The sequence below is a fragment of the Kitasatospora sp. NPDC056531 genome (assembly GCF_042794375.1).
In the GTDB taxonomy this organism is placed as follows: domain Bacteria; phylum Actinomycetota; class Actinomycetes; order Streptomycetales; family Streptomycetaceae; genus Kitasatospora.
In genome coordinates this window covers 82,799-93,075 of sequence record NZ_JBHTTU010000022.1, presented here as the reverse complement: position 1 = coordinate 93,075, position 10,277 = coordinate 82,799, and the positions used below count along the sequence as shown (strand labels likewise).

Annotated in this window: 9 protein-coding genes; 4 read left to right on the top strand and 5 right to left on the bottom strand. The window is 70.8% G+C overall.

Annotated features, from left to right (window positions below; all coding sequences use genetic code 11):
- Positions 1-133: 133 nt before the first annotated feature.
- The 3 genes from ACFQ87_RS20430 to ACFQ87_RS20420 all read right to left on the bottom strand — a co-directional run bounded on the left by ACFQ87_RS20430 (position 134) and on the right by ACFQ87_RS20420 (position 2,911).
- Positions 134-562 carry a WhiB family transcriptional regulator gene (locus ACFQ87_RS20430; protein WP_380612185.1) on the bottom strand — a complete coding sequence of 143 codons (429 nt, stop codon included), beginning with the start codon at positions 560-562 and terminating at the stop codon, positions 134-136.
- 265 nt (positions 563-827) lie between these two features.
- Complete coding sequence (locus ACFQ87_RS20425; protein WP_380612184.1) at positions 828-1,607, bottom strand: DUF1707 domain-containing protein; 780 nt, start codon at positions 1,605-1,607, stop codon at positions 828-830.
- A gap of 50 nt (positions 1,608-1,657) precedes the next feature.
- The gene (locus tag ACFQ87_RS20420; protein WP_380612183.1) at positions 1,658-2,911 is read right to left on the bottom strand and encodes an RNA-guided endonuclease InsQ/TnpB family protein; all 1,254 of its coding nucleotides are present in this window, start codon (positions 2,909-2,911) and stop codon (positions 1,658-1,660) included.
- A gap of 245 nt (positions 2,912-3,156) precedes the next feature.
- On the opposite strand from ACFQ87_RS20420, the gene ACFQ87_RS20415 reads away from it, so the two are divergent.
- Both ACFQ87_RS20415 and ACFQ87_RS20410 read left to right on the top strand, forming a co-directional pair.
- Entirely contained in the window at positions 3,157-4,824 is a 1,668-nt protein-coding gene (locus tag ACFQ87_RS20415; RefSeq protein ID WP_380612182.1) for a fumarate hydratase, read from the top strand.
- A 104-nt stretch (positions 4,825-4,928) separates the two neighbouring features.
- A complete protein-coding gene (locus ACFQ87_RS20410; RefSeq protein WP_380612181.1) occupies positions 4,929-5,249 on the top strand; it encodes a hypothetical protein in 321 nt (106 codons plus the stop codon).
- Between the two features lie 15 nt (positions 5,250-5,264).
- Here ACFQ87_RS20410 and ACFQ87_RS20405 read toward each other — a convergent pair whose 3' ends face one another.
- A complete protein-coding gene (locus ACFQ87_RS20405; RefSeq protein WP_380612180.1) occupies positions 5,265-6,023 on the bottom strand; it encodes a GntR family transcriptional regulator in 759 nt (252 codons plus the stop codon).
- A gap of 137 nt (positions 6,024-6,160) precedes the next feature.
- Here ACFQ87_RS20405 and ACFQ87_RS20400 point away from each other — a divergent pair, with 137 nt between their 5' ends.
- Positions 6,161-6,364 (top strand): hypothetical protein, encoded by a 204-nt coding sequence (locus ACFQ87_RS20400; RefSeq protein ID WP_380612179.1) that lies wholly within the window; start codon positions 6,161-6,163, stop codon positions 6,362-6,364.
- Positions 6,365-6,620: 256 nt separating this feature from the next.
- On the opposite strand, the gene ACFQ87_RS20395 is transcribed toward ACFQ87_RS20400, so the two are convergent.
- Positions 6,621-6,902, bottom strand: coding sequence for a hypothetical protein (locus tag ACFQ87_RS20395; RefSeq protein ID WP_380612178.1), 282 nt, complete (start codon positions 6,900-6,902; stop codon positions 6,621-6,623).
- A gap of 214 nt (positions 6,903-7,116) precedes the next feature.
- Between ACFQ87_RS20395 and ACFQ87_RS20390 the strand changes: the two genes are divergently transcribed.
- Positions 7,117-10,080, top strand: coding sequence for a BTAD domain-containing putative transcriptional regulator (locus ACFQ87_RS20390; protein WP_380612177.1), 2,964 nt, complete (start codon positions 7,117-7,119; stop codon positions 10,078-10,080).
- The last annotated feature ends 197 nt before the right edge of the window (positions 10,081-10,277 follow it).

Here is a 10,277-nt window from a genome sequence, read left to right as displayed (position 1 = left end):
AACACGACAGCCACCGCCAAGAGGGGGGTCTGCTCTTCCCCCCCCTCCCCCCCCCCCTCCCCCCCCACCCCCCCGCCGCGTTTCCGACCGCCTTCGGGGGATCCGCCTCCCGGCTCCCGTCTCCGGCCCGCCGTCAACCGGCTATCCGGCTCCGGGTCGTGGTCACCCGGGTGGCCTCGCGCAGCTCCGCGTCCCGGCGGCGGCGCCGGGCCAGCACCACCCGCCGCTCGGCGGCCGTCAGCCCGCCCCAGACCCCGTACGGCTCCGGCTGCGCCAACGCGTGCTCGCGGCATTCCAGCAGCACCGGGCAGCGGGCGCACACCTGCTTCGCCTGCTCCTCGCGCGACAGCCGGGCCGCCGTCGGCTCCTTCGAGGGCGCGAAGAACAGCCCCACCTCGTCCCGCCGACAGGCCGCACCGGTGTGCCAGGGGTTGTCCTCGCCCGCGGCGGGGCCCGCCGGGCCGCCCGGGGGCTGCGGCTGCGGGCGGACGGCCGGACGACGCTCCAGCATGTGGGCGGCGACGACTGGCGAGGTGGGGCGGGACTCGATCGGATGCAGCACGGCCGTACTCCTGACGAGGCTCTCGGACACGGGGAACCTCGCTCCGCTGCCCGGCTGCGAGCCCCCGCTGGTCCAACTCTCCGGACCGGCCGCTTGGCCGCCTCCGGTGCGCAGCCGTACAAGAAGCGATGTGCGGAATGACCTACCCCGCCCCGCCGGGATTCATGCACACTGCACGCAATCGACTACGGAGTGCACCCGCCACAACGCCGAGCGCCCGGCCGGGAGTTGATCCCCGGCCGGGCACTCAACAGGCCAATTCAAGTCAGTCGGCGTCGAGTTGCTTGCGCACCCACTCCTTGAGCTTCTTGCCCCGGCGCGGCTTGGCGTTGCAACCGCCGAACAGGGCAACGCCCTTGACCCGCACGACCGGAGCGTACGGGTCCGCGGCGGTCTGCTCGCGGACGTCGAACCCACCGAAGATGCCGACCCCGGAGCCGTGCAGGCTGACGTTCTCCGGCACCCGGATCTCGACCCCGCCGAAGATCGCCGTCACGGTGATCTCAACCTCGGGGGACTCGAACACGGCGTCGCTCAGGTCGATCTCCACCCCGCCGAACATGGTGAAGGCGGTCAGGTGCGAGCCGACCCGCCAGCGGCCCTTGCGGGCGGCGCCGCCGAAGATCGCCACCACCGACGGCGACTCCTGACGCGCGGGCGGCAGTTGCGTCGGGGCGGGGGCCTGCGCCGGGGCGTCCAGCGGCGGCTTCTCGAAGGAGAGCGGCCGGTGGGCGGGCAGGTCCCGGGTCAGCGGCACCAGGTCGCCGAAGGTCTTGGCGGCGTACGCGGCCCCGATCCGCTCGGCGTGCTCGTCCGCGTCCAGGCGGCCCTCGGCGTAGGCGTCCCGCAGCAGCTCCGCGACCCGCTCGCGGTCGGCGTCCGAGACGCGCAGCTCCGCCTCCGCCACCGGGGCGTGCGAGGGCTGCGGCTTGGCTGCGGGCTGTGGCTCAGGTTCGGGCTGTGGCTTGAGTTCGGGCTTGGTCATCGGTACGGGAGCCGGCACCGGCGGCTGCCCCGGGTCGTCCTGCGACGGCGAGTTGTCCACGGCGCAAGCGTAGTCGCCCGCACTCCTGCCCGATTGGCATCCTCCCCGCCCTAACGGGCGGGGACTCCTCCCGTGCCTGCGGCACGAACACCCGTGGTTCGCAGGTCGCCGAGGTGGGTTCCCCGTTCGACGGGCCGTGCCTGGCGTGGGATCGCCACGCCGGGTCTGACCGGCCCTCCAGGGGCGTTTAGCCTGTCCGCCTGCCCGGCGGCCAGGATGTTCCGAGCAGCGTTGAGGTCACGGTCATGGAGCACACCGCACGCACTACAGGCCCACGCGCGGACCGTGAGGGGCTTGGGGCCGTCACGGTGCCCGCACTCCGAGCACAGCTGGGAGGACGGGAACGCGCGGTGCACGATGCCGATGTTGCGCCCGTACCGGACTGCCTTCTCCTCAAGGAGTCGCCGGAAGGTGGACCATCCGGCGTCGTGGACGGACTTGGCCAGCCGGCCACGGCCGAGGCCGCGCACGTTCAGATCCTCCAGGTACACCGCTTGGGTTTCGCGAATGATCCTGGTGGTCTGCTTGTGCAGCCAGTCCATACGGGTATCGGCCACCTTGGCGTGCGCCCTGGCGACCTTGATGCGGGCCTTGGCTCGGTTCTTCGATCCCTTGGCCTTGCGGGACAGCTCCCGCTGCGCTGCCTTCAGCTTCTTCTCCGCCTTGCACAGAAAGCGCGGATTGTCGATCACGCTGCCGCCGGAGAGGACGGCGTAGGTGGTCAGCCCGAGGTCGATGCCGACCTCGGCATCGACCTCGGGCAGCACGTCCGATTCGACATCCACGACGAAACTGGCGTGGTACCGGCCAGCCGAGTCCAGCACGATCGTCACGGACGACGGATCGGCTGGCAGCGCCCGGGACCACTTCACCCGCACGTCACCGATCTTCGCCAGGTTCAGCTTCCCGTTACCCCGGACGCGGAAGCCGTTGCGGGTGAAACGCAGCGACTGGCGGGTGTCCCGCTTCGACTTGAACTGCGGCAAGCCGACCGGGCGTCCCTTCCTCTTGCCGGACACCGAGTCGAAGAAGTTCCGGTACGCGGTGTCCAGGTCCCGAAGGGACTGGATCAGCGGATCCACCCCAACCGAGGCGAGCCACGCCCGCTCGGCGGTCTTCTTCGCCTCCGTGATCACCAGCTTCTGCAAGTCCGCGGACTTCGGGTACGGCAGGCCGCCCTTACGGGCTTCCTTCCGCACCGCGAGAGCGTCGTTGTACACCACCCGAGCACACCCGAACGTTCGGGCCAGCGAAGCACGCTGACCCGCCGTCGGGTAGACGCGGTAGGAGTACCTGAGGTGCACGAGCTCAACCTACCGACAGGCACCGACAACGGCTCACGCCAGAACCGCCGGAGACCACTCCGCTGCTTCGCGACTCCGAGCCAAGGACCATTCCTCCCCGCCCTGAAGGCCGGGGCCTCCTGGGAGAGACCAGGTGAGCCCGGTCACGCAGGCTGACCTGTCCGCATGCGTGCCGAGGCAAGGTCCTACCCTGGATGGTGCTTCGCCGACGCAGCCGGATCACTGGACACCTAAGGACCGCCCCCATGGCTCCCACGCCAGACTTCGAGTACAGCGACCTGCTCCCCCTGGGCGCTGACCCGACCCCGTACCGCAAGCTGACCTCCGAGGGTGTCTCCACCTTCGAGGCCGGCGGTCGCAGCTTCCTCCAGGTCGAGCCCGAGGCCCTGCGACTGCTCACCGCCGAGGCGATGCACGACATCTCGCACTACCTGCGCCCCGCGCACCTCGCCCAGCTGCGCCGCATCCTGGACGACCCGGAGGCCAGCCCGAACGACCGCTTCGTGGCGCTCGACCTGCTGAAGAACGTCAACATCTCGGCCGGCGGCATCCTCCCGATGTGCCAGGACACCGGCACCGCGATCGTCATGGGCAAGCGCGGCCAGAACGTGCTGACCCAGGGCGGCGACGAGTCCGCCATCGCGCGCGGCGTGTTCGACGCGTACACCAAGCTCAACCTGCGCTACTCCCAGATGGCCCCGGTGACCATGTGGGACGAGAAGAACACCGGCAACAACCTGCCGGCCCAGATCGAGCTGTACGCCACCGACGGCGACGCGTACAAGTTCCTGTTCATGGCCAAGGGCGGCGGCTCCGCCAACAAGTCGTACCTGTACCAGGAGACCAAGGCCATCCTGAACGAGGCGAGCATGCTCTCGTTCCTGGAGCAGAAGATCCGCTCGCTCGGCACCGCCGCCTGCCCGCCGTACCACCTGGCCATCGTGATCGGCGGCACCAGCGCCGAGTTCGCGCTCAAGACCGCCAAGTACGCCTCGGCGCACTACCTGGACAACCTGCCGACCTCGGGCAACGCCAAGACCGGCCACGGCTTCCGGGACCTGGAGCTGGAGGCCAAGGTCACCGAGCTGACCCAGAAGATCGGCATCGGCGCCCAGTTCGGCGGCAAGTACTTCTGCCACGACGTGCGCGTGGTCCGACTGCCGCGCCACGGCGCCTCGCTGCCGGTCGCGATGGCCGTCTCCTGCTCCGCCGACCGCCAGGCGCTCGGCAAGATCACCGCCGAGGGCGTGTTCCTGGAGCAGCTGGAGACCGACCCGGCCAAGTACCTGCCGGACACCACCGACGAGCACCTGGACGACGACGTGGTGCGCGTCGACCTCAACCAGCCGATGGCCGCGATCCGCGCCGAGCTGTCCAAGTACCCGGTCAAGACCCGGCTCTCGCTCACCGGCACCCTGGTGGTCGCCCGCGACATCGCCCACGCCAAGATCAAGGAGCGCCTGGACGCCGGCGAGGGCATGCCCAAGTACCTCCAGGACCACCCGGTCTACTACGCCGGGCCGGCCAAGACCCCCGAGGGCTACGCCTCCGGCTCCTTCGGCCCGACCACGGCCGGCCGGATGGACTCCTACGTCGACCAGTTCCAGGCCGCCGGCGGCTCGATGGTCATGCTCGCCAAGGGCAACCGCAGCAAGCAGGTCACCGACGCCTGCGCCACGCACGGCGGCTTCTACCTCGGCTCGATCGGCGGCCCGGCCGCCCGCCTCGCCCAGGACTGCATCAAGAAGGTCGAGGTGCTGGAGTACGCCGAGCTCGGCATGGAGGCCGTCTGGCGCATCGAGGTCGAGGACTTCCCGGCCTTCATCGTCGTCGACGACAAGGGCAACGACTTCTTCCGCGAGACGACGGAAGGCCCGCTGATCACCAGCCTGCGGATCCGCTCCAAGGAGTAGCCCGGAGGCGTGACCCCACGCGCCCCCTAACCGCCCCGGCCGCCCCTCGCGGCCGGGGCGGTTTTGTGTGCCGGCGAGCTCCGGACGTGAATACCGTGCCTTCCATGGAGACGACGAAGGACATACCAGACGACGCTCCGGATAACGATGTTGTCCGCCGGAAGCGGCTGGAGGCCCTGGAGAAGCTGTCCCGGCGGGCCGCCGCAGGTCAGTTCGACGCGACCTTCCGGGTCTACGAGGCCCGCAAGCGGGCGTTGCGCGAAGCGGCTTCGGACCTCGCCTCCTGGCAGGAGACGAGCTACCTGCTGCGCTCGCCCGCCAACGCCGAACGGCTCATGGCCGCCGTCACCCGCGACCAGGCAGGCCACCCCGGCGTGGTCAGGACCGTGGAAGAGCTGGAAGCACTGGCGAATCCGAGCCTCTGACGACCCCGGCGCGTCTCACGCGTCGAAGTCGTACTCCAGGACGTAGGAGGCGGCGTCCAGGATCATCTCGTTGAGCTCGACGACCTGCCCCTCGTCGGCGAAGGCGGTGCGGCAGATCAGGATGACCGGGGTGCCGGCGGAGAGTTCGAGGCGGGTGGCCTCCTCGGCGCTGGGCATCCGGGAGCGGACCTCCTCGCGGAAGTGCACGGGCTTGGCGCCTATCTCGGCCAGCCGGGCGTAGGTGCCGCCCGGGCCGGTGTCCTCGCGGGTGATGGCGGTGCCGGCGACCAGGACGGCGGGCAGGTAGGAGGTGGAGAGCAGCACCGGCTTGCCGTCCAGGACGAAACGGCGGTGCCGTACGCACATCGACGCCCCCGGGTCGACCCCGAGCACCCGGGCCACGTGCTCCGGCGCGCCCCGCTCGGCGACGGAGACCTGGTCGACCACCAGGCTGCGGTTGTCGATGTCCGCCGACCATATCGACCGGCCGGAGCCCCACTGCCCCTGCGCCAGCCGCTGGATGCCGCGCCGGCGCAGCGGCCGGAAGTCCCGGACGAACACCCCGGCGCCCCGGCGGGCCTCCGCGATGCCCTCGCTCTGCAGCACGCCGAGCGCCTGACGGGCGGTCATCCGGGCCACGCCGTACTCGTCCATGAGGTCGTTCTCGCCGGGCAGCCGGTCGCCCGCGCGGTAGCGGCCGTCGTCGATCGCCGCTTTCAGGGAGTCCGCGATCCGCTGGTACTTGGGCTGTCTGTCGCCACTGCTGCCGGTCATCGCCGCTCCCTCTCCCTCGGACAAATCCTAGGCGCGCCTGCGGCCGCTAGTAAGGAGATACGACCGTTGACATCTCTAGAGATATTAGCTTCTCTAGAGATGCTGGCCAGTCGCGCACGAGAGCGAGGAGCAGCACGGTGAGCACTCGACAGCACGGCGCCCGGGCCTACCGGCCCCAGGTGGGCGAACTCGTCCTCGACCACAGAACCGGACGCACCGGCATCTACATGGGCACCATCGGCGGCGAGCACTACCTGCGCCCCGAGGGCGGCGGCCGCGAATGGACCGCCGAACCGAACCACGTCTCACCCGTCCCAGAGCCCCGCGATTCGGCTGATTGAGATCGACACCGGGAATTGCGGCAAAACCCACGCAAACTATGGCATTCGGGGCCCGGTAATCCCCCCGGTGAATCCGGAATTCCGGAACGCCGCGGGCCCACCGCCGGGCACGTTACGGATGACTCCGGTCACCATGCGTGCACCACGGACGGGAATCGGCCACCGCGATGCACCCGCACACGAATTGGCGCGCACATAACCAGCAGCGCCCCCGCGCCCGGACGGGGGCACGGGGGCTCTCAAGGCCGGCAACGGCTTACGGGTGGCCGCCGATGACGCTCTCGGGCCGGCGCGGGCTGTCCGGCTCACCGGTGGCCGGGTCGGGCTCCGCTACGTACTGGCCCTCGTCACCGAACGAGCCGTTCTCGAACGCGCTCTTGTCGGCGTCGGTCGGCTGGGTGTACTCGGTGGGGTTCGAGGAGGCGGTCACCGCACCCTCGACAGCCTTGCCCGCCTCCACAGCGGCGGCCGGGGCACCGGTCTGCGCCGCGTTCTCGGGCGTCGACGGCGCCGGGGTCTCGCTCTGGTCGTTGGCCATTGGGCGGCCGCCTTTCAGTCATCAATTGTGTCCCGCCCGACCTCCGTGGCGCGGGCGCGCGGACAGTATCGTAGGGTTGATTAAATGTCCGATAAACATCGTGCGGCTTGCGGCGCCGTCCGGCAGAGTCAGGCGCCCGCCTAAGCTGAAGCACCACGGCGGACCGCCGAGCGCCCTTCCACGGAATCGACACCACAGGCCATCGGGGGACTTCATGGAGTTTCGGGAGACGCCGCAGGCCCCTGCGCTGCGCTTCCAAGTCCTCGGTCCGGTCCAGGCCTGGCTCGACGACAAGCCCCTCTCCCTCGGTTCCCCGCAGCAGCAGGCCGTTCTGACCACCCTTCTGCTGCACTCCGGCCGCCTGGTCACCACTCAGGACCTGGTCGACGCACTCTGGGGTGACCGGCCCCCGACCCAGGCCGTGGCCGCCCTTCGCACCTACGTCTCCCGTCTACGCTCCGTCATCGAGCCCCGGCGCGAGGTGCGCCGGCCCGCCGAGCTGCTGATCTCGGTCGCCGACGGCTACGCCCTGCGCATCCCGGGCGAGGCCCTCGACCTGACGGTCTTCGAACGGCTCTCCGCGGAGGCCGCGGCCGCCCGCACTTCCGGCGACCGGCACGAGGCGCACCGGCTGCTGGTACAGGCACTGAACCTGTTCAGCGGCCGTCCGCTCACCGGCATCCCCGGCCCCTACGCCGACGCCCAGCGGCTGCGGCTGGCCGAACGCCAGGTGGCCGCCGCCGAGGAGCTGTGCGCCGCCGCCCTCGACATCGGCCTGCACGCCGAGATCGTCGGCGAGCTCAACAACCTGACCGCCGAACATCCGCTGCGCGAGCGGCTGCGCGAACTGCTGATGCTGGCGCTGTACCGCTGCGGACGCCAGGCCGAGGCGCTCGGCGTCTACACCGACACCCGCAAGTTGCTGATCGAGGAACTCGGGGTCGAACCGGGCGCGGGCCTGTCCGCGATGCACACTCGCATCCTCGCCGCCGATCCCGACCTCGTCCTCCCCGCCGCACCCGTCCTCGCGGCCCGCGAGGACGGTCCGGCCGCACCCCCGGCTCCGGCCCAACTCCCGGCCGACGTCTCGGACTTCAGTGGCCGCTCGAAGCTGGTCGGCGAGCTCTCGACAATCCTGATGAACGCCACCGGCCAGGCCGTGGTGGTCACTTCGCTGGCCGGCATCGGAGGGGTCGGCAAGACCACCCTCGCAGTGCACGTCGCCCATCGCGTCCGCGCCGAGTTCCCGGACGGGCAGCTCTACGTCGACCTACGCGGAGCCGGCGCCTCACCGGCCGACCCGGTGGTCGTCCTGGGTGACTTCCTACACGCGCTCGGCGTCACCGAGAACCCCGACTCACTGGAACAGCGGGCCGCCCTCTACCGCTCGCTGCTGGCCAACCGCCGGATGCTGATCCTGCTCGACAACGCGCGCGACGCGGACCAGATCCAGCCGCTCATCCCCGGGGTGTCCGGCTGCGCGGTGCTCGCCACCAGCCGCTCCCGGCTGGCCGGCATCCCCGGCGCCCAGCTGTTCGACGTCGAGGAACTGACCCCTACCGAGGCGCTGGCGCTGTTCTCGGCCATCGTCGGTGAGCAGCGGGTCGCCGCTGAGCCGGAGGCTGCCATGAAGGTGGTCACCGCCTGCGGCTTCCTCCCGCTGGCCGTCCGCATCGCCGCCGCCCGGCTGGCCAGCCGCCCGCGCTGGAGCGTCTCGGACCTGGCCAGTCGGTTAGCCGATCAGCGCCGGAGGCTGGACGAACTCCAGCTCGGCAACCTCGCCGTGGAGACCACCATCGGGCTCGGCTACGGACAGCTGTCCGCGGCCGAGGCCCGCGCCTTTCGGCTGCTCGCCCTGATCGACTCGCCCGACATCCCGCTGGCGGCCGCCACGGCGCTGCTCGGCGTGGACGAGTACACCGCCGAGGACCTCGCCGAGGCGCTGGTCGAGGCGAACATGTTGGAGTGCTTCACTCCCGGCCGCTACCGCTACCACGACCTGCTCCGGCTCTACGCCCAGCGGCAGAACGAGCGGATCGGGGACATCGAGGAGCAGGAGCGGGCGGTCATGCGGCTACTCGACCTGCTGATCCCGACCGTCCGCAACGCCGCCCAGGTCATCGAGCCGGACGACCCGCTGCCCGAACTGCTGACCACGCTCACCTCGCCGGGACTCAGCCTGCCGACGGGCCCCGCCGCACAGGACTGGCTCCGGACCGAGGGCGCCCTGCTGCTCAGCGCCGTCGAGGCCGCCGCGAGCGGCCCCGGTGCCCTGCAGCGCGCGGCCGTCGACCTGCTGAACTACCTGTTCAGCATCGACCCCGATCCGACCCGGGGCCCACGCGTACTCCCGGTCCTGGAGGCCATCGGTGCGGACGCGCAGCGCCGTGTCGACTCGCCCGGGATCGCCCGGGTGTACTTCGCGCTCGGCACCCTGCAGTCCATCACCAGCGACTTCCACGGCTCCGAGCAGTCCTTCCGCCGGAGCCTGGACCACCAGACTGCGGACGAGCCGACCGTCCTGCTCCTGGCCACGGCCAACATGCTGGGCGTGATCCTGAGCGTCGGTAACCGCCCTGCCGAAGCGTTGCCGTTCCTGGAACAGGCCCGCGCCATCAACCGACAGGTCGGTACGTCGATCGGAGAGGCTCGGATCGTCGGCAACATCGCCCGGGTGCAGCACCGGCTCGGTATGGCCGAGACGGCGATCCAGTCCGCCGGCGACGGTGTCGCCGCCGCCCGGACGTCCAACAACGGCCCGCTGCTCGCCCAGACGCTCTACCAGCTCGGCGTGGTGCTCTCCACCGCCGAGGCCGTCCCGCACCTGCGGGAGGCCCACCAACTGTTCCAGTCCCAGCAGAACGCGCTCTGGGAGGGCTACGCCCTGGCCCGTCTTGCCTCCGCCCTGCTCGCCGCCGAGCAGCACGCCGAGGCGGCCGAAGCGGCCGGCGAGTCACTCGCGATCGGCCAGGAGATGGACTCGGCCTACTGCCAGGGCCTGGCCAACGCCGCTCTAGGCGAAGCGCTGCTCGCCCTGGCCCAGCCGGCCCGCGGCCTCGCGTGCCTCCAGGAGGCGCACGCGATCTTCACGCGGCTCGGTGTGCCAGAGGCCTCCCCCGTGGCGGACCTCATCTCCCAACAGCACACCGAGCCTCTTACCTCTCCCCCCGCGCCGTAAGGCCTCCGCCCCCCAGCGGAGCACCTCCCCCGATCCGCGCGTCGGCGCTCCCGCAGCCCCCCGGCTGCGGGAGCGCCCTCAACGCTTCCCCGGCGCTGGACTCCACTCTGCACCCCGCCGATTGACGTTCGATAAACGTCCGATTGTCAGCCTGCGGACTGGCGAAACCGCAGGTCAGCGCCGCCACCCCGGCGCGT

Excerpts from the sequence above, each read along its gene's own strand:
- ACFQ87_RS20410 (WP_380612181.1), top strand. The coding sequence starts at position 4,929 with ATGGAGACGACGAAGGACATACCAGACGACGCTCCGGATAACGATGTT.
- ACFQ87_RS20395 (WP_380612178.1), bottom strand. The coding sequence starts at position 6,902 with ATGGCCAACGACCAGAGCGAGACCCCGGCGCCGTCGACGCCCGAGAAC.
- ACFQ87_RS20405 (WP_380612180.1), bottom strand. The coding sequence starts at position 6,023 with ATGACCGGCAGCAGTGGCGACAGACAGCCCAAGTACCAGCGGATCGCG.
- ACFQ87_RS20390 (WP_380612177.1), top strand. The coding sequence starts at position 7,117 with ATGGAGTTTCGGGAGACGCCGCAGGCCCCTGCGCTGCGCTTCCAAGTC.
- ACFQ87_RS20415 (WP_380612182.1), top strand. The coding sequence starts at position 3,157 with ATGGCTCCCACGCCAGACTTCGAGTACAGCGACCTGCTCCCCCTGGGC.